The following is an 18,309-nucleotide window of genomic DNA, read 5'->3' on the forward strand; positions in this document are numbered from 1 at the left end:
CGCTCCTCGTCTTATGGCCGACTGCCCTGCGGCCGAAACCGATTACCCATATTACGGTAAAGCCCGGGAACGATTGCCCCGGGCTTAAGTAATCACATCATTCCTTCGATGCCAAATCAGCCTTTCTGCCGAGCAGCCAACGCCTGTTCGATGTTGTTCAACACGCGTTCAAGCAGCGCGGTTGGGCATGCCAGATTGATGCGTTCGAAGAAGTCTCCGGAATGGCCGAACAAGGAACCCTCATCAAACCAGACGCGCGCCTCATCGCGCAGGAAGCCACACTGTGCCTGAGGATCGACGAAACCAAGGCCTCGGCAATCCAACCAAGCCAAGTAGGTACCTTCCGGCTCAATCAATCGGATGCCATCCACACGGGTAGCAAATTCACGTACTAGAGTCACATTGCGTTCCAGTACCTTCAGCAGCTGATCCAGCCATGCTTCGGCATGGTTGTATGCGGCTTGGCAAGCTACAAGACCGAAATGGCTGACCGTCAATCCACCGATGTTCTCGGCCGCCACATCGAAGCGTCGCTTCAGATCGGCATTGCGAATGATAGCATTCGAGCACAGGAGACCGGCCAAGTTGAAGGTTTTGGTCGGTGCGGTGAATTCAAAGAGGATATCCGCGTATGCATCACCCAACGTGCCAAACATCGTGACCTGGTGACCGGGGTGGGCGAAGTCCGCGTGAATCTCGTCGCAGAGCACGTAGACGCCGTGCTTCAGGCAGATATCGCCGATACGGGTCAGCTCCTCGGCGGTCCAGACGCGGCCGACCGGATTATGGGGGTTGCACAGAATCATGGCTGTGCAACGTGGATCGGAAGCCTTGGCCTCGAGGTCATCGAAATCGATCTCATAACGGCCTTCGGCCTCGTTCAGTACCAGTTCGTTGTCGAGAATGGTCAGTCCATTGCGTTCCGAGGCGAACGTAAACGGATAGTAGACCGGGCGCTGAATGATGACCTTATCTCCCGGATGGGTCACAGCTCGCAATGCGGTGTTGATGGCAGGCATCACGCCATCGGACAGGCTCACCCACTCTTGGCTCACTGTGAAATGATGGCGGCGCCGCATCCAGCCAATGAATGCGTTGAAGTAATCATCAGTGGCGTAATCGTAGCCGAACACATCATTGGCGGCGGCCTTGACTAGGGCCTCAACGATTTCAGGAGCCGGTTTGAATTCCATATCCGCCACGGACAGTGGAATGACATCCTTGGAATCCGGTCCCATCTCCTCTTCAATCATGTGCCATTTGATTGATGTCGAACCATGGCGTTCAAGAACGGTATCGAAATCGTACTGAGACTGCTGCGCCTGCGTCACTGCCTAGTCCTTTCTGCAGAATTGGAAAAGCCTCGGAAGCATTTCGCTTTCGAGGCTTTATCGTGCGCCAGACAGGATTCGAACCTGCGACCTGCTGATCCGTAGTCAGCTGCTCTAATCCGCTGGGCTACTGGCGCATACCACTGTCATCCCCGTGGTTCGGGAGTGCGCCAGACAGGATTCGAACCTGCGACCTGCTGATCCGTAGTCAGCTGCTCTAATCCGCTGGGCTACTGGCGCATGTTGTCGTTCAGACAACTCGATTTATAATACACACTCTTTGAAGCTTCGCAACCCAGTGCACATACCGGCGTGTCGCAATGCAACTACACTATAAAACCGCAGTATTCTGCGGTTTTTAAGCATTATTGTCTACTGCTACTATGCCTCACACCGTTGATGGTTGTTCTCCAGTTGCATCGTTTCACGCAGTAATTTCGGACTGCTTTGCCCCAACACACTGGCCTTATCCACGATGACCTGACGCACATCATCCAAGCTAGGAATCTGGAACATCGTATCCTGCAGCGTCCGTTCAATAATCGAGCGAAGGCCTCGTGCACCAATCCCCTGCCCTATGGCGGTTTCGGCGATGGCCCGTATGGCTTTGTCGGTGAATTGCAAATCCGCGCCATCCACGGCGAACAGTTTGCGGTATTGCTTGACCAGTGCGTTCGCGGGAACGGTAAGTACGGCCACCAGATCATCCACATCCAGTTCCTTGAGCACACTGGTCACCGGCAGTCTGCCGATAAATTCCGGCAGCAAACCGAATTCCGCTAAATCATCCGCGTTGACCTGTTCAAGCAACTGTGTATCACCCAAATCGGCATTATGCCAGTTCGTGCCGAATCCGGTTTCCCGGCGCCCCAGACGTTTACGCACGATATCAGCAAGCCCGACGAACGCGCCGCCGCAGATGAACAGGATGCCACGCGTATCCATCTGCACGGTCTCTTGCTCCTTGTGTTTGCGTGTACCTTCCAATGGCACGGAGGCTATGGTGCCTTCGAGGATCTTGAGCAGCGCCTGCTGCACGCCTTCGCCGGACACATCACGGGTGATGGAGGTGTTTTCCCCGGACTTGCGGGCGATTTTATCGATCTCATCGATGTAGATGATGCCGTGCTGCGCGCGGCTCACATCACCATCGGCGGCCTGCAGCAACCGCTGCAGCACGGTTTCCACATCGTCGCCCACATAACCCGCTTCAGTCAGTGTGGTGGCATCAGTGATGACGAACGGCACGTTCATCACACGGGCCAACGACTGTGCGAGATAGGTCTTACCCACACCGGTGGGGCCGAGCAGAAGAATATTGGATTTGGCCACTTCCACATCAGCGAGCGAATCCCCTTCACGGCGTAGTCGCGTTTGGCGCGCGACTGGATTCTGAGATGCATCGTTCGGCTCGCCGGAGGCATTCTGGTCAAGCTCTTCGGCGGCCTCGCGCAATTCCATATTGACACGTTTGTAATGGTTGTAGACGGCCACGGACAAGGTGCGTTTGGCATCATCCTGACCAATCACATATCGATTGAGATATTCGAAGATCTGTGCTGGCTTAGGCAGACTCAACGAATTGACCTCGGCGTCTTTGACCCGTTCTTCGGAGATGATGTCCACACACAGCGCAATGCATTCGTCACAAATGGAGGCATTGGGGCCGGCGACAAGTTTTTTGACCTGCCGCTCGGTCTTGCCGCAGAACGTGCAACGTGGTATGTCATCGTTGTAGCTCACCACGCGTCCCATACGTGCCCCTTTGCATTGTTCCAGTGCCTTCAGCGTCTTAATACACGTGTGACTCCCCTCGATGAGGGGAGTCACAATCAACGGTACATCCGATTACTGGCGGTGCTCCAGTACTTCATCCACGATGCCGTATTCCTTGGCCTCGGGAGCGGTAAGGAAAGTATCCACCTCGATATCGCGACGGATCTTCTCCACATCCTGGCCGGTGTGCTTGGCCAGCGTGTTCTCCAGCCATTCGCGCATGCGCAGCATTTCCTTGGCCTGAATCTCGATTTCCGTGGCCTTGCCGAAGCCCTGGTCGATGGCCGGCTGGTGGATGAGCACACGGGCGTTCGGCAGCATCAGGCGCTTGCCCTTGGTGCCGGATGCCAACAGAATGGCGGCTGCGGAAGCGGCCTGACCAAGGCAGACGGTCTGCACGTCGGGCTTGATGTACTGCATGGTGTCGTAGATGGCGGTCATGGCCGTCATGGAGCCACCGGGAGAATTGATGTACATCATCACGTCACGGTTCGGATCCTGGGATTCCAGCACCAGCAGCTGGGCCATCACGTCATCGGCGGAGGCGTCGTCCACCTGCACGCCGAGGAAGATAATGCGATCCTCGAACAGACGGGAGTAGGCATCCTGGGTCTTCATGCCATACGGGGTCTTCTCCACGAACTGCGGCATGATGTAACGGTTCGTCGGCATCTGGGAGGCCTGAGCACGGGCGGCTGCCGGCATGAAACCAGCTACGCCCTGACGACCGGCCAGACGGTCGGCACGGGCCGCGAACTTTGCTTCTTCACTTGCCATACGGCTCACTCCCCTTTGTTTCCAATGGTGTCCGGCGTGGTCACGAGCTTATCCACGAAGCCGTATTCCAAGGCTTCCTGAGCGGTGAACCAATGGTCGTATTCGTTGTCACGGTAGATCTCCTCAACCGTGTGGCCGGTCTGCTCGGCGGTCAGCTCGCTCATGGTCTTCTTCATATCCATGATGAGCTCGGCGTTGATGCATACGTCGGTCGCGGTACCACCGATACCGCCGGACGGCTGGTGCATCAGCACGCGGGCGTGCGAGGTCAGGTAACGCTTGCCCTTGGTGCCGGAGCTCAGCAGGAACTGGCCCATGGATGCGCACATGCCCAGACCCACGGTTGCCACATCCGGCTCGATGAGCTGCATGGTATCGTAGATGGCCATGCCGGCGGTGATGGAACCGCCTGGAGAGTTGATGTACAGCCAGATATCCTTCTTGGGATCTTCGGCGGCCAGCATCAGCAGCTGGGCGCAGATGCGATTGGCCATATCATCCTTGACCTCTTCGCCCATCCAAATGATGCGGTCCTTCAACAGACGGTTGAAAATCGGGTCGACGGGGCCGGCCGGGACGTCTTCGCCCGCCATGACCGGCAAGGTCGCAAAGGTATTGCTCACCTTGATACTCCTTCTAATAACTCGAACATTGTTCAGACTACCGCCTTGAAGCGACGGAAGACGGATATTGGCCTGCATTTTGGCGGCCAGCGTAGGCACGGGCCTCACTCCATGGCATCGAGCACATCATCAATGAGCAGGCGTTCGCGAGCACCGTCCCCTTTCAATCTGGGGAACCGGCGTTCGGCGTTCGCGGGGCTCGCGCCGGCGGCACGCGCCACATTCGATTTGCTGGCTCCATGCGCCACCGCTTTTTCCGCAAGCCGATCGACCAGAGAATCCGACACCTGCCGCATCTGTTCGGCGACCCATAACTGCGCCATATCCTGGCTCAGCCCGTAGTCTTCGACCAATTCGCTGGAGGCCTCCTGAATCGCCGCCCACAACACCATAAATGGCTTGCGGTAATAAGCGATACGCTCGCTCAGGGATTCGGCGTCCAGTAATTCCAATGCCTTGCGATCTTCAGTGTTTTGCGACATGGGATCCTTTGATTGCGCTTAACATCCATGTGGACACCAATGCGGATGTGGCCACGGCCAATCCCACCGGCACGAAGAACGCAATGGGCGCTTCGGTCAGTTCCATAACCAAGCACATGGCCATCAACGGAGCCTGCTGCGAGGCTGCAAGCAGCGCAGCGGCTCCAATCAGCGCACAAGCCGTCACTGAGTCAGAGGGGAACGCAAGGAGCCACAACAGCCCCAGCATGGCACCCAACGTGGAGCCCAATGCGATGCCCGGTTGCAGCACGCCACCGGAGGCACCAGAACGAATGGTCATCAGCGTTACCAATGCTTTGGCGGCGAATGTCAGTGCCAATACCGCAAGCATCATGATCCACGGATTCCAGCTGGTGAGGCCGAGAGACGTCAATAGCGAATGCAGCAATGTCCATGGTGATTGGGCGGTGGAGGACGTTGACTGCGTGGCACCTGACATATCAGCGGTTTCGGATAGGAAGGTACTGAATCCAAGTTGCGCCGCGGCGCGCCCGTTGCCCATAACCTGCGGCACCAGTGCCGCCACCACACCAGTGGTCAGGCCGGCAAGAGGCATTTGCCATAGCATCGCTTTACCGGCAGGCTTATGTGATTCCGCCCATGAGGAACCTTTGCGGAACAAGGCACCGGCAATGCCACAGGCGGCACCGCATAGAATCGCGAAGAGCATGAGCGACGGCGTAGATTGCGGCTGCATGGCGGTGATGTCGTAAAACGTATGATGGCCTTTGATGGCGCTGGCCACAAACGCCGCCACGGCAGACATGCCGAGTCCAAACGCCACTTTTTCAAGCGTCACATCAACCAGCAGAATTTCCACGGCAAAGAACATGCCGGCAAGAGGCGCGTTATACACGCCGCCCAAACCGGCGCCTGCCGCCACGGCAACTACCATGCGGCGATCAATGCCACCGATTCCCTCAATATGAAACACATCGCAGAAACGCTGTGCCAACATGGCACCGAGTTCACGCGGCGCCACTTCGCGGCCGATGGAAGCACCGGATCCAACGATGAAAATCTGCAGCACCACATGCGTCACGGTCTGCCAAGCCGGCATCCGCTCCCCCGATACGGCTTTTTTGACCGAAGGAACCTTCGTGGTTTTGGTGCGCAGAAAATACCAGAGCACACCGGCGATGGTAAGACCGAGCGTTACCGAAATGCCGCGCCGTATGGCAAGTACGCCAAATGGCCCCGGTAATTGCGCTCCTTCGATATAACCGAGCATCACATGTTCGACGCCATAGAGCAGCAAGGTCAGCAAACCGGCGCCCGCACCAATCAATGCGCTTAATCCAATGATTGCAGCAGCCAGCCAGCCTATGCGTTTGTAATCGATGGTTTGCGACATGGTACTTCCTCCGACAATGACTTACTGATTGCTGCAGCTGGCACGCGGTACCGCCGATTAGGGCTGTTGCATACAGCGGCCAGCATCAATAAGGCCCGAAACCATAGACGGTTCCGGGCCTTACTAATCGTTACGCTCACGCGTAGTCGCTAAGCTCACTCAGCGTCGGCAGCCTTGTCCTCGTCGGACTTGGACAGCTCGTCAGCCACAGCGGCGGCAGCGGAAGCGGCCTCGACGGACTCAGCTTCCTCATCCTCAGCGGCGTCACCCAGGAAGCCGGAGAGATCGACGACTTCGCCGTCGGCGGTGAACTTCACAGCGCGCATACCGGCAAGCAGGCCCTTGGAGCGGCCGACTTCCTGCACGGCGGAGCCAAGCTGGCCGTTCTTGATGATGGCCTGGATGAAGGCGTTCGGATCCATGCCGTACTGCTGGGCGATGGAGGCGAGGAAGTTGAATACATCGGACTGGGAGACCTTGACGTCAAGCTTCTCAGCCAGAGCGTCGAGCACCATCTGATCACGCAGATCCTTCTCGACGGTCTTCTCGGCTTCGTCCTTCTGCTCCTTGGTGGCCTTCTCCGGGTCCGGGGTCATGCCCTTGAGCTGCTCTTCGACCATGTTGGCCTTGACGCCCTTCGGCACCGGGATCTCGAGGCCTTCCTGCAGCTTGGCGATGAAGGCATCGCGGGCCTCGGTGGCCTGACGGCCTTCGGCATCCTGGCCAGCAGCCTTGCGGATGTCGGCCTTGAGCTCTTCGAGGGTGTCGAATTCGGAAGCCTCGGAAGCGAACTCATCGTTCAGCTCCGGCAGCTCCTCGGCCTTGACGGAGTTGACCTTGACCTTGACCTGGGCCTTCTGGCCTTCGTGCTCGCCTGCTTCCAGGGTGCCTTCGAAGGTGGTCTCCTCGCCGGCGGACAGGCCGTCGAGAGCCTCATCCAGACCGTCGAGCATGGTGTTGGAGCCAAGCTCGTAGCTCACGCCTTCCTGGGAGTCGACGACTTCGCCGTCAATCTCAGCGGACAGGTCGATGTTGGCGAAGTCGCCCTTGGCGGCCGGGCGATCGACGCCGACCAGGGTGCCGAAGCGCTGACGCAGAGCCTCGAGGCGCTTGTCGACGTCCTCATCCTTGACTTCCGGCTTGGAGATGGCGATTTCCATGCCATCGATCTCCGGCAGCTCGATGACCGGGCGACGCTCGACGGTGGCCACGAACTTCAGCTTGGTCTCATCCTTAGCGGACTGCGGGACTTCCTGAACATCGAACTCAGGCTGGGCCATCGGGTGAATCTTCTTCTCCTCGAGAGCCTTGGAGTACAGCTCCGGCACTGCGTTGTTCACTGCTTCACCGGCGACGGCGGCAAAGCCGAAACGCTGGTCGATGATCTTGCCGGGAACGTGGCCCTTACGGAAGCCGGGAACGTTCACCTGCTTAGCGATTTCCTTACGGGCCTCATCCAGGAACGGGTCGAGCTCTTCCGGTTCAACAGTGACGGTGAGCTTCACCTTGGTGGGCTCGAGGTTACGAACGCTGATCTTCACGCTAATGACTCCTCAAAAAAGTCGTTAATTCTTACAATCTGCCGTTAGGCAACCTCTACATGATAACGCCACTTACGGACGGTGCAATAAGACGCACCTGCCAGTTTCGCGCACCCTGCTGGTGGAGAAACTCCGTCACGTCCATCATCTGCGGCTCTTCCACCCAGCACAGGTTGCGCACGATCTGCGGCTTGATGATCATTTCCGCAGGCGTGCGCGTATCCTGAGCGATCTGGTTGATCACTTTTCGCACCCGTTGCAAGCGTTCGTATCGGTCAGGATGACGCTGTTGCCACAGACGCATCGAGCGCGGCGCGTTGGCAATGCCGTTGTCATCCTGTTCGGGCGCAGGCATCGTCGGCCATTCACTCGGTTTCAGCGCCATAGCCCTATCAATGGCGGCCTTCCATACCTTCGGTTTTACCGAACGCTGAATCGGAGCATATCGTTCGAACATTTTGTCTTGCTCGGTACCGGTATGGATGCGCACCCGTTCGTTCAGGGATCGGATCATGCGGAATTGCGCCGCATTATGAGGTTTGCGTTCGGCGGCTTCGATGATCGAGGAATCCGCCAGCAATAGGCTGGGCGCGATATCGTATTGCTTGGCGAGCCTGTCGCGCTCCTCCCACAGTGACTTGGCGATGGCCAGTCCGCGCGGGTCACGCCCCAACTGGGTGATATGGGAGATGCGCAGCCACGGCACAGAATGCGGTTTTCTGGGAGCCAGACCGTGCTGCAAGGCGTATTCGAATTCCTCGCGCGCCCACTCGTCCTTGCCGGATTGCTTCAGGTCACGGCGCATCAGTTCCTCAAGCTCGATCAGCACTTCGACATCAAGAGCGGCGTAGTTGCGCCAATCACGAGGCAACGGCCTATAGGACCAGTCAGCGGCGGAATGCTCTTTCGCCAAGGTGATGCCCAGATAATGCTCGGTGACGGCAGCAAGACCGAAACGATGCAGGCCGAGCAGACGTGCGGCGATCTCCGTGTCGAACAGGTGCTGTGGTTTCAAACCAATATCAGCGAATCCCGGCAGGTCCATCATCGAATCATGCAGGATCCAGGTCGCCTGTTCCACCGCTTCGTTGAATTCGCTCCAATCCGCCCCTGCCTGCGTCAGGGCGATGGGATCAAGCAATGCGATGCCGGCGCCTTCGCGCTTGAACTGGATCAGCCAATCCTCGTGGCCGTAGCGGAATCCGGATGCGCGCTCGGCATCGGCCGCCAATGAGCCGGTCGCGTTGGCCAGTGCATCGCAGACACGATGATAATCGTCAAGTGTCGCAGTCACATCGGGCACTCCCCCACGAGGTTCCTTCAGCAATCGCGGTTGAGTGTCGCGGGCGTCGCTCACCTGTCGTCATCCTCCTCACAACGAACAGTGGATGTCAAGAACGTGGCCCACGAGTTGACTTGTGCGCCGGCGTCCATAGTACCGTTTGGGCCCGAACCGTCAAGCGGCGTCCACGACGCCCGTATTTCGCAACCTGCGCTGGTATTGCCGCCGATGGCGCCAAAAGACGTGTTTTGGTTGACGGTCACCGTGCCGGACAGCGAATCGGGTTCAATGGCTTCGAGATGATCGCACATATCATCCCAATACATGCTTGGGGTCAACGGATCGTTTTCCGTATCGGACAAAGGCAATCGAGCGAAGGCCGTGCATCTCCAGCGGGAACCCCATTCCATGCGAGGCCGCTCGCAATACAGCACCATGATCCAACCTGTTGCCGTATGCGATAATCCATCCGTCGGCTTGCATGGCGCATCACCGTGCGTGTGTTCCGCGCTCTCCAGTTCGACTCCTATGCCGAAATCTGCCAGAGTGGACGGCACAGGAATCTCCCGGTAATGCACGCCGGCGAGCAGAGGCATCGTGCTGACGGATTCAACTGCCGCCCAAAGGTCATCAGGCACACCATGAGGCCTGATGGGCTGCCCCTCGTTGGGCACACCCGCAGGAAACGCGTAGATGCTGGCCATATCTCTAGGCTACGAGAGAACCGCCAGAATCGCGGTATTAACGCGCTCAATATGCGAATTACTCTTCCTTGATTTCATCGGTTCGCTGATCAAATCAAGGAAGAGTAATTCGCGTCAATGCGACGACCATTTAGTACACAACAAAACCGTGGTCTTTGAACTGGTTGGCCACGCGTTCGCGGGTGGCGGCGTTCGGGCCTTTTTGGTTCTCCAGCGGGTACGGGATACGCAGCTCATGCCACTTCGGACGGCCGAGCTGATGGAAGCCGAGCACATCGATATGCTCCACCGCGTCACCGAAGGTCTCGCAGATCTTGGCCACGTTCTCCACGTTCTCCTCGGAATCCGTCAGCCCCGGAACAAGCACGAATCGTACCCAGATCTTCTTGCCGGCCTTTGCGAGACGCTGCCCGAAGTCGATGGTGGGCTGCAACAGGCCACCGGTCACCTTGTGATAGGTGGCCTCATCACCGGATTTGACGTCAAGCAGGCACAAATCGATGTCTTCAAGCATCTCATCGGTGTAATTGGTGTTCAGGAACCCGGAGGTGTCCAAGCAGGTATGCACGCCCATTTCCTTGGCGGCATGGAAGACACGGGAGACGAACGCGGGCTGCATCATCGATTCGCCACCGGAGAAGGTGATACCTCCATGAGTCGCCTTGAACAGATCCTTGTAGCGGTCGACCTTCTTGATCATCGCATCGAGATACACCGGCTTGCCGTCGCGCATTTTCCAGGTATCGGGGTTCTGGCAGTACTGGCAACGCAATGGGCAGCCGGACATGAACACGGTCATTCGGGTGCCCGGGCCATCAACGGAAGTGTTGATATCCCAAGAATGCACGAAGCCGATATCGCCGGATTTGAGCGCGGCGATACGATCGCGTCGATCGAGACCAATCGGGGATTCGAATCCGGAAAGGCCACCCATCAGGGTCTGGGATGCGTAAGTCTTTGATTCACGCAGCATATGGCGCGTGGTGGTACGGAACTGGTCGTCGGGCATCATTGTCCTCCTGTTCCTGAAAGTGATGCTATAGCTCTGCGATCATCGGCCAGAGCGGAACCTTCCTCTCACTCGTTGCATGGAAGCCCTTCTCCTGAGAGGAGTGAGAAGAACTTCATAAGGAAGGGGTGGGACTTGGCCCACCCCTTCATCGTTCACCCGTTCACACGGTTGGCGTCATCGGCTCATCAGTCGGTGACAGCGCCCTGGTGGAAGGTACGGGAGATGACGTCGAGCTGCTGCTCCTTGGTGAGCTTGACGAAGTTCACCGCGTAGCCGGAGACACGCACGGTCAGGTGCGGGTACTTCTCCGGGTGCTCGACTGCATCCTCCATGGTCTCCTTGCGCAGCACGTTGATGTTGGCGTGGTAGAGGCCGTGGCCATTGCCGGCGTCGAGGATGCCGACCAGGTTGCCGATACGCTCCTCCTCATCGCGACCGAGGCCATCAGGGGTGATGGTGTTGGTCAGCGAGATGCCGTCGAGAGCATCGTTGTAGTCGATCTTGCCGACGGAGAACATGGACGGCAGCATGCCGTGGGAATCCATGCCGTTCTCCGGGTTGGCGCCCGGAGCGTACGGGGTGCCCTTCTTGTGGCCGGACGGGAAGGAACCGGTGTTCTTGCCGTACTCCACGTTGGAGGTGATGGTCAGGATGGACTGGGTCGGGACCGCACCGCGGTAGACCGGCAGGCGCTTGACCTGGCCCATGACCGTGGAGACGACCCACTTGGCGATGTCATCGGCGCGATCATCATCGTTGCCGTAGATCGGGAACTCGCCGTCGGTGCGGTAGCCGACGACCAGATCGTCGTCAGCGCCCTCGACGTACTCGTACTCGTGGCCTTCGAGGTTCTTGGCCTCGGCGTTGGTGATCGGGTACACCTTGGCGTACTTGATGGCGGCCAGGGAGTCGGCTGCGATGGACAGGCCGGACATACCGCAACCGAGGGTACGGTAGACTTCCTTGTCGTGCAGAGCCATCTCGATGGACTCGTAGGCGTACTTATCGTGCATGTAGTGGATGATGTTCAGGGCCATGACGTAGGTCTCGGACAGCCACTCGAGAGCCTTCTCGTAGTTGTTCTTGACCTTCTCGTAATCCAGGGAGCCATCGGCTTCCGGCTTGATCGGATCGATGACGCCCTTATCGATGACCTGCATGCCGGTCATCTCATCACGACCACCGTTGATGGCGTACAGCAGAGCCTTGGCGGAGTTCACACGTGCCGCGAAGAACTGCATCTGCTTGCCCACGCGCATCGGGGAGACGCAGCATGCGATGGCGGCGTCGTCGCCCCAGTGGGAGCGAATCTCCTTATCGGACTCGTACTGGATGGCGGAGGTGTCGATGGAGATCTTGGCGCAGAAGCGCTTGTAGCCTTCCGGCAGCTTCGGATCCCAGAAGATGGTGATGTTCGGCTCAGGGCCAGGTCCGAGGTGCTCAAGGGTCAGGGTGTTGAGCAGACGGAAGGAGGTCTTGGTGACCAGCGGACGGCCGTCATCGCCGAAGCCAGCGTCGGACCAGGTCGCCCAGTACGGATCGCCGGAGAAGATGGCGTCGTAGTCCTTGGTACGCAGGAAGCGCACGATACGCAGCTTCATGACGATGTTGTCGATGAGCTCCTGGGCGTCGGTCTCGGTGATCTTGCCGGCCTTGAGGTCGCGCTCGATGAAGCAGTCGAGGAAGGCGGAGTTACGGCCGAAGGACATGGCGGCGCCGTCCTGGGACTTGATGGAGGCCAGGTAGCCCATGTAGGTCCACTGCACGGCTTCCTGGGCGGTCTGTGCCGGGCGGGTCAGGTCGAGACCGTACTCGTTGCCGAGGTTGATCAGCTGCTTCAGGGCCTTGATCTGCTCGTCGTGCTCTTCACGGAAGCGAATCCAGTGCTCGATCTCCGGCTCGGTGAAGTCGTTGCGGTACGGCACGGAGTCCTTGTCGCGCTTCTTGAAGGCGATCAGCTTGTTGACGCCATACAGCGCCACACGACGGTAGTCGCCGATGATGCGGCCACGGCCGTAGGCATCCGGCAGACCGGTCAGGATCTTGTTGTGGCGTGCGATCTTGATCTGCTTGGTGTAGACACCGAAGACGCCGTCGTTGTGGGTCTTGCGGTACTTGGTGAAGATCTTCTTGATCTCCGGATCCGGCTCCTTACCGGCTTCACGGATGGCCTGCTCGACCATACGCCAGCCGCCGTTCGGCATCATGGCGCGCTTGCAGGGCACGTCGGTCTGGAGGCCGACGATCACGTTGTCGACTTCCGGGGAATCAATGTAACCAGCCGGGAAGGCGTCGATGCCAGCCGGGGTGTGGGTGTCCACATCGTAGACGCGCTGCTTGCGCTCCACTGCCAGGTAGTTGTCGTCGAGGTACTTCCACAGGTGCTTCGTCTTTTCGGTGGCAGGCGCCAGGAAGGACTCATCGCCGGTGTACGGGGTGTAGTTCTTCTGGATGAAGTCACGGACGTCAATATCCTTCTGCCAATTACCCTCGGTGAAGCCGGCCCACGCCTTTGCGTCGAGCTCCTCCTGGGAGACAGCTGCATTCTCTACTGCGGTCATGTCACTCCTTTAATGGGGTTCAAGGTTTCGCATCTTCACGGAACCATTGCCATTAAGTGTAGTTTGCACGTACTGGTAAAAAGCTGAATTTATACGTGAGCTATCTCACACTCATGTGATTTGCCTGTATTCGAAAGGGTTTTCCAATCATCGACGATCCCTATATGATTTTTCTCACAAGAAAACCGCTCAATCCATATGTACGGATTTGAGCGGTTGTTCATCATATGAACATGCATGCAGCATGAAAACTACATAGTCGACCCATCGCCTTCCGGATGCATCAACGCCTGTATCCCTCGCCGTTCCACTGGCGATTCTGCTCCTCCCACTTGGCATTGCGATCGGCGACGATGTCCCAAGCGTGTTCCGCATCTTCCTTGGTCTTATACGGTCCCATGCGCTGCTCAATCGGAGATATCGGCCCCAGCTCCGCACGACCTTTGACCATGTTGAAATACCATTGCTTATCGTTATCACTCATACGGGTGTCCCTCCCCATCATCACCAATCAACAATGCCTGCTATGGCGCATAGTGACTCGCAGGCGAGACAGATGAGCCATAGCAGGCATATTATGCGCGATGAGCCGAGCTAATCAGATGACTCGCGCGACGTCAGCCTCCTGCGTCTTGACACGAGCCGCATGCTGTTCCTTGATGCGGCTCAGCAGCTCAGGATCCACGATGATATCGAGGGCTGTGTAGGCCAGAGCCTTGGACGACCAGCGAATCGATTCCAACCCGAACGGGCTGGCTGCGGCGGCCGCCACCTTTTCGTTGTGTCCACCGAGCTTCTCCGGGGAGATGGAGAACCATGGCTGGATGGTCGGCACCACTTGGGAGACATTACCGACGTCGCTGGAGCCGAAGCTGATCTTATCCTGGTCAGTGGGCTTAACGACCTGTCCAAGTGCTTCGGCATTACGCTGCCACACTTCATCGAACAACGGAGTCGGAATCATATTGTCGACCTGGTTCTGGTAGGGAGTCACCGTTCCGGTGGCGCCAGTGGCAAGCGCGGCACCGGCCACGATGTTGTCGACCTTCTTGCGCAGCGACAGCAGACCCGGCACGGAGGCGGAACGCAGATAGAACTTGGCTTTGGCGTAGTCGGGCACCACGTTCGGCTGCAGGCCGCCATCGGTGATGATGCCGTGGATGCGTACGTCCTTGGGCAGATGCTGACGCAGCGCATTGATGGAATTGAAGGTCTGGATTACGCCATCGAGCGCGTTGATGCCCTGCTCGGGCGTGGCTGCGGCATGGGAGGCCTTGCCATGGAATTCAATATCGATAGGCTGGCATGCGAGGTTGCGGGAGGACAGGAAGTTGCCGCCGGCGTGCGGGTGCGCGCATAGCGCGATATCCACGTCGTCGAAGAATCCGTCTTTGACGAAGCTTCCTTTGGCGCTGCCGTTCTCACCGCCTTCCTCACCGGGAGTGCCGTAGACGCGCAGCTCACCACCGAATTCGTCGATGACCTGCTTCAGCGAAGCGGCGGCCAGCGAAGAGTTCGGCCCAAACACACTGTGACCGCAGCCGTGGCCGACGCCGGGCAAAGCATCATATTCGGCAAGGAACACCACTACAGGCCCTGGCTTGCCGGTGCGGTAGATGGCTTCGAATCCGGTGCGATGATCGGCGACACCAAGGGTGACGTCAAAGCCTTCTTCCCTGAGCTTGTTCGACAGGGTTTCGGAGGCGAAGAACTCATAGTTGCTGTATTCCGGCTTGTCATGGATGGCCAGGGAAATACGCTGATAGTCGGCCAGTGACGCATCGGCATAATCGCTGATGCGCTGCTTGGCATCGGCAACGCGGGTTGCAACGGATTGCTGTTCACTCATGTGCGGCTCTCCTCATGGTAATGGCGGCTCGTATGTCTGCCGAGCCGCCGGTTGATAATGCTGTTGATGACTGATTGCGGTGAAATCGTCGACTACTTGGACAGATCGGATTCGATCTGCGCCAGGTAACCCTGGAGCTCCTTAGCGCTGTAATCGGTGACCAACACCGAAGTGCCCTTGGAGTCTTCCTGTACGGCATCGGTGACGGCCTTGGTCTTGTAGATCTCGACGATCTTCTTGTAGACCGGGTTGTTCACATCCGCCTTGCGGGCGACGAAAGCGTTGATGTACGGCTTGGCGGAGTCGGCACTCGGATCGTCCTGGAAGATGGCGTCCTTCGGGTTCAGGCCGGCGTCCTTGATGTAGCTGTTGTTGATGATGCCTGCGGTCAGCTGTGGATCGTTGAGCGAGTTGGCGACTTTTTCGGCACCGAGCGGCACGACCTTGACCTTGGAGGCGGACTCGTCGATATCCGAAGGTGCGGTGACCGCGGTCCACTTGTGCTTCAACGCCACGAGACCGGCCTTCTCCAGCACACCGATGGCACGAGCCTGGTTGGTTTCGTCGTTCGGGATGGCGATGGTGTCGCCCTGCTTAATCTCGTCGACGCTCTTGACCTTGCTGGAGTAGAGGCCGAGCGGCACGATCACGGTTCCGCCGATAGGCTGCAGATCCTTGTTGTTCTTCACGTTGTAGTTGGCAAGATACAGCAGGTGCTGGAATTCGTTCAGGTCAAGATCGCCGGAATCCAGCGCCGGGTTCTCGGAGGTGTAATCCTGGAAGTCGACGATATCGACATGGATGCCCTGTTTGAGCGCTTCCTGCTTGAACACCTGCCATGGCTTATCGGATGCGCCGACGACGCCGATCTTGACCGGGTTGGCCTCGGAGCCCTTTTCGGCGCTGGCGTTGCTGGCGAATGCGCGGTAGCCGAAGAAGCCACCGGCCAGGACCAGCACCACAACCACGGCCGCGATGATGATGTTGCGCAGGGTGTGGTTCACTCGCACCGGCTCCTGCGGGTTGGCCGGTGTCTGGATTGCTGCGGACATGTGTTCTCCCTCTCTCTGTTGGATGTATTTCACGATGCATGTCAATTGCTTGACGACATGAACCAACCATAGAGGCGGAAATCACTGGGTAGCGTCGTTTCGCCATATAGGCTGCTTATAGCCCGTTACGAGGCCATCAGGCGAATACCCTTAATAACCTGTTATAACCAGACGATTGTCTCGCAATATGAGAAAAGCACCTCGATAACGAGGTGCTTTTTCAACCGATATCTTGATTACTCGCGGAACGCGTTGGTCACCGGCAGACGGCGGTCACGTCCGAATGCCAACGCCGTGACCTTGGGGCCGAGCGGGTACTGGCGGCGCTTCCATTCGGCTCGATCCACCAGTCGCATCACCGTATCCACTGTGGCTTCGTCGAAGCCATCGGCCAGCAAATCGGCGCGACCATGCGCATGTTCGATGTATGCGGCCAACACCTTGTCGAGCAATGCATACTCAGGCAAGGAGTCGGAATCCTTCTGACCAGGGCGCAGCTCTGCGGAAGGCGCCTTTTCGATGGACGACACCGGAATCATCACGCCGTTCGGCAGCGGCTTGCCCGTGCTGCCTTCCTCGTTGCCGACGATCTTCAATCCACCGATGCCGACGCCGGCCGCAGCGGCCTTGTTGCGCCAACGGCTGATCTCCCACACGCGGGTTTTCAGCAGATCCTTGATAGGCGCGTAGCCACCGACCGCATCGCCGTAGATTGTGGAGTAGCCGCATGCCAGTTCGGATTTGTTGCCGGTGGCCACCGCAAGAAGCCCTCGGGAATTGGAGCTGGCCATCACGATAACGCCACGGATACGGGCCTGCAGGTTCTCGGCGGATACGCCTTCGAGATGCAGCTGCTGTTGGTAGGCGTTGAACAGCGGCTCAATGGGCTGCACCTCGTAATGGGCGCCGATGTTCTTGACCAGATCGGCGGCGTCGTCCTTGGAACCGTCCGAGGAATACATGGACGGCATGGAGATGCCCCAGACGTTCTCTCCCCCACAGGCGTCGGCGGCCATGGCTGCCACCAGGGCGGAATCGATACCGCCGGAAAGACCGAGCGTCACGCCGGTGAAGCGATTCTTGGCCATGTAATCCTTCAGACCAAGCACGCAAGCGGTGTAGACTTCCTCGTCCTTGTCAAGCTCAGGCACGATCTCGGCTTTGCTCTGATGCTCGACGGACGAATCGAAGTCCCAGAAGGTGAGGTTCTCCATGAACATCGGGCTGCGTTCCAGCAACGCGCCATCCGCGTCCACCACGAAGCTGCCGCCGTCGAAGACCAGATCGTCCTGACCGCCTACCTGATTGAGATAGATGACCGGAGCATTCACTTCGGCGGCCCGCTTCCGGGCGAGTTCGAAGCGCGTGTGGGTCTTGCCTTCCTCATAGGGGGAACCGTTGATGGTGAGCAGCAGATCGATGTTCTTGGTGGCGAGGTCGGCCACAGGGCCGCCATCCTGCCAGATATCCTCGCAGATGGCCACGCCGATACGAGCGCCGTCCATGTCAAGGGTCACCGAGCGATCGCCCGCCGAGAAGATACGGAACTCGTCGAAGACACCATAGTTGGGCAGGAAGTGCTTGTCATAGCCGGCCCATACCACGCCTTCGTGCAACACCACGAGACGGTTGCGCGGTTTGCTGGTGGCGCGGTCGGTGCCCACGGTGCCCACGACCACGAACAGGCCGCCAAGGCCTTCGGCATCGAGCTGGGAGGCGAGCTCATTGGCCTTGTCCCATGCGGCCTGGCGGAACGTGCGGCGCAATGCCAGATCCTCGATGGGGTATCCGGTGAGCGTCATTTCCGGGAACACCACCACCTGGGCGTCGCCTTGGGCGGCTTTACGGGAGAAATCGAGCACCTTGGCTGCGTTGGCGTCAAGCGCGCCGACGCAGGTATCGATCTGGGCGAGTGCAAAACGTAGCTGTGTCATGGTTTCTTAG

The 18,309-nt window shown here is 58.3% G+C and carries 15 protein-coding genes and 2 tRNA genes; all 17 read right to left on the minus strand.

Annotated elements, in window-relative coordinates:
• Positions 1 to 116: 116 nt before the first annotated feature.
• Entirely contained in the window at positions 117 to 1,331 is a 1,215-nt protein-coding gene (locus F7D08_RS04200) for a MalY/PatB family protein (RefSeq protein WP_152209442.1), read from the minus strand.
• A gap of 63 nt (positions 1,332 to 1,394) precedes the next feature.
• Positions 1,395 to 1,468 (minus strand) — tRNA-Arg (locus F7D08_RS04205).
• A gap of 29 nt (positions 1,469 to 1,497) precedes the next feature.
• Positions 1,498 to 1,571: transfer RNA gene (locus F7D08_RS04210), tRNA-Arg, on the minus strand.
• 141 nt (positions 1,572 to 1,712) lie between these two features.
• Complete coding sequence (gene clpX, locus F7D08_RS04215; RefSeq protein ID WP_152209443.1) at positions 1,713 to 3,086, minus strand: ATP-dependent Clp protease ATP-binding subunit ClpX; 1,374 nt, start codon at positions 3,084 to 3,086, stop codon at positions 1,713 to 1,715.
• 93 nt (positions 3,087 to 3,179) lie between these two features.
• Positions 3,180 to 3,884: an ATP-dependent Clp protease proteolytic subunit gene (locus tag F7D08_RS04220; protein WP_100494184.1), complete on the minus strand. Its 705-nt coding sequence runs from the start codon at positions 3,882 to 3,884 to the stop codon at positions 3,180 to 3,182.
• Positions 3,885 to 3,889: 5 nt separating this feature from the next.
• Positions 3,890 to 4,507 carry an ATP-dependent Clp protease proteolytic subunit gene (locus F7D08_RS04225; RefSeq protein ID WP_152209444.1) on the minus strand — a complete coding sequence of 206 codons (618 nt, stop codon included), beginning with the start codon at positions 4,505 to 4,507 and terminating at the stop codon, positions 3,890 to 3,892.
• 104 nt (positions 4,508 to 4,611) lie between these two features.
• The gene (locus F7D08_RS04230; RefSeq protein WP_152209445.1) at positions 4,612 to 4,989 is read right to left on the minus strand and encodes a transcriptional regulator; all 378 of its coding nucleotides are present in this window, start codon (positions 4,987 to 4,989) and stop codon (positions 4,612 to 4,614) included.
• Positions 4,973 to 6,364, minus strand: a complete 1,392-nt coding sequence (locus F7D08_RS04235) for a chloride channel protein (protein ID WP_152209446.1) — start codon at positions 6,362 to 6,364, stop codon at positions 4,973 to 4,975. Before F7D08_RS04235 ends, F7D08_RS04230 begins: the two co-directional genes overlap by 17 nt.
• Positions 6,365 to 6,519: 155 nt before the next feature.
• Positions 6,520 to 7,905, minus strand: coding sequence for a trigger factor (tig, locus tag F7D08_RS04240; protein ID WP_152209447.1), 1,386 nt, complete (start codon positions 7,903 to 7,905; stop codon positions 6,520 to 6,522).
• 55 nt (positions 7,906 to 7,960) lie between these two features.
• Complete coding sequence (locus F7D08_RS04245; RefSeq protein WP_152209448.1) at positions 7,961 to 9,262, minus strand: HRDC domain-containing protein; 1,302 nt, start codon at positions 9,260 to 9,262, stop codon at positions 7,961 to 7,963.
• Positions 9,259 to 9,891: a DUF3000 family protein gene (locus F7D08_RS04250; protein ID WP_152209449.1), complete on the minus strand. Its 633-nt coding sequence runs from the start codon at positions 9,889 to 9,891 to the stop codon at positions 9,259 to 9,261. Before F7D08_RS04250 ends, F7D08_RS04245 begins: the two co-directional genes overlap by 4 nt.
• Positions 9,892 to 10,021: 130 nt before the next feature.
• The gene (pflA, locus tag F7D08_RS04255) at positions 10,022 to 10,903 is read right to left on the minus strand and encodes a pyruvate formate-lyase-activating protein (RefSeq protein WP_152209450.1); all 882 of its coding nucleotides are present in this window, start codon (positions 10,901 to 10,903) and stop codon (positions 10,022 to 10,024) included.
• A 185-nt stretch (positions 10,904 to 11,088) separates the two neighbouring features.
• Positions 11,089 to 13,464, minus strand: a complete 2,376-nt coding sequence (gene pflB / locus F7D08_RS04260) for a formate C-acetyltransferase (protein WP_152209451.1) — start codon at positions 13,462 to 13,464, stop codon at positions 11,089 to 11,091.
• A gap of 283 nt (positions 13,465 to 13,747) precedes the next feature.
• Positions 13,748 to 13,948: a hypothetical protein gene (locus tag F7D08_RS04265; RefSeq protein WP_152209452.1), complete on the minus strand. Its 201-nt coding sequence runs from the start codon at positions 13,946 to 13,948 to the stop codon at positions 13,748 to 13,750.
• Between the two features lie 114 nt (positions 13,949 to 14,062).
• Complete coding sequence (locus tag F7D08_RS04270; RefSeq protein WP_152209453.1) at positions 14,063 to 15,313, minus strand: M20 family metallopeptidase; 1,251 nt, start codon at positions 15,311 to 15,313, stop codon at positions 14,063 to 14,065.
• 92 nt (positions 15,314 to 15,405) lie between these two features.
• Positions 15,406 to 16,365, minus strand: a complete 960-nt coding sequence (locus F7D08_RS04275) for a MetQ/NlpA family ABC transporter substrate-binding protein (protein ID WP_152209454.1) — start codon at positions 16,363 to 16,365, stop codon at positions 15,406 to 15,408.
• Positions 16,366 to 16,601: 236 nt separating this feature from the next.
• Positions 16,602 to 18,299: an NAD+ synthase gene (locus tag F7D08_RS04280; protein ID WP_152209455.1), complete on the minus strand. Its 1,698-nt coding sequence runs from the start codon at positions 18,297 to 18,299 to the stop codon at positions 16,602 to 16,604.
• Positions 18,300 to 18,309 lie beyond the last annotated feature (10 nt).

The sequence above is a fragment of the Bifidobacterium cebidarum genome, from assembly GCF_009193305.1.
Taxonomy (GTDB): Bacteria; Actinomycetota; Actinomycetes; order Actinomycetales; family Bifidobacteriaceae; genus Bifidobacterium; species Bifidobacterium cebidarum.

Excerpts from the sequence above, each read along its gene's own strand:
- clpX (WP_152209443.1), bottom strand. The coding sequence starts at position 3,086 with ATGGGACGCGTGGTGAGCTACAACGATGACATACCACGTTGCACGTTC.
- F7D08_RS04220 (WP_100494184.1), bottom strand. The coding sequence starts at position 3,884 with ATGGCAAGTGAAGAAGCAAAGTTCGCGGCCCGTGCCGACCGTCTGGCC.
- F7D08_RS04230 (WP_152209445.1), bottom strand. The coding sequence starts at position 4,989 with ATGTCGCAAAACACTGAAGATCGCAAGGCATTGGAATTACTGGACGCC.
- F7D08_RS04235 (WP_152209446.1), bottom strand. The coding sequence starts at position 6,364 with ATGTCGCAAACCATCGATTACAAACGCATAGGCTGGCTGGCTGCTGCA.
- F7D08_RS04250 (WP_152209449.1), bottom strand. The coding sequence starts at position 9,891 with ATGGCCAGCATCTACGCGTTTCCTGCGGGTGTGCCCAACGAGGGGCAG.
- pflA (WP_152209450.1), bottom strand. The coding sequence starts at position 10,903 with ATGATGCCCGACGACCAGTTCCGTACCACCACGCGCCATATGCTGCGT.
- pflB (WP_152209451.1), bottom strand. The coding sequence starts at position 13,464 with ATGACCGCAGTAGAGAATGCAGCTGTCTCCCAGGAGGAGCTCGACGCA.
- F7D08_RS04265 (WP_152209452.1), bottom strand. The coding sequence starts at position 13,948 with ATGAGTGATAACGATAAGCAATGGTATTTCAACATGGTCAAAGGTCGT.
- F7D08_RS04270 (WP_152209453.1), bottom strand. The coding sequence starts at position 15,313 with ATGAGTGAACAGCAATCCGTTGCAACCCGCGTTGCCGATGCCAAGCAG.
- F7D08_RS04275 (WP_152209454.1), bottom strand. The coding sequence starts at position 16,365 with ATGTCCGCAGCAATCCAGACACCGGCCAACCCGCAGGAGCCGGTGCGA.
- F7D08_RS04280 (WP_152209455.1), bottom strand. The coding sequence starts at position 18,299 with ATGACACAGCTACGTTTTGCACTCGCCCAGATCGATACCTGCGTCGGC.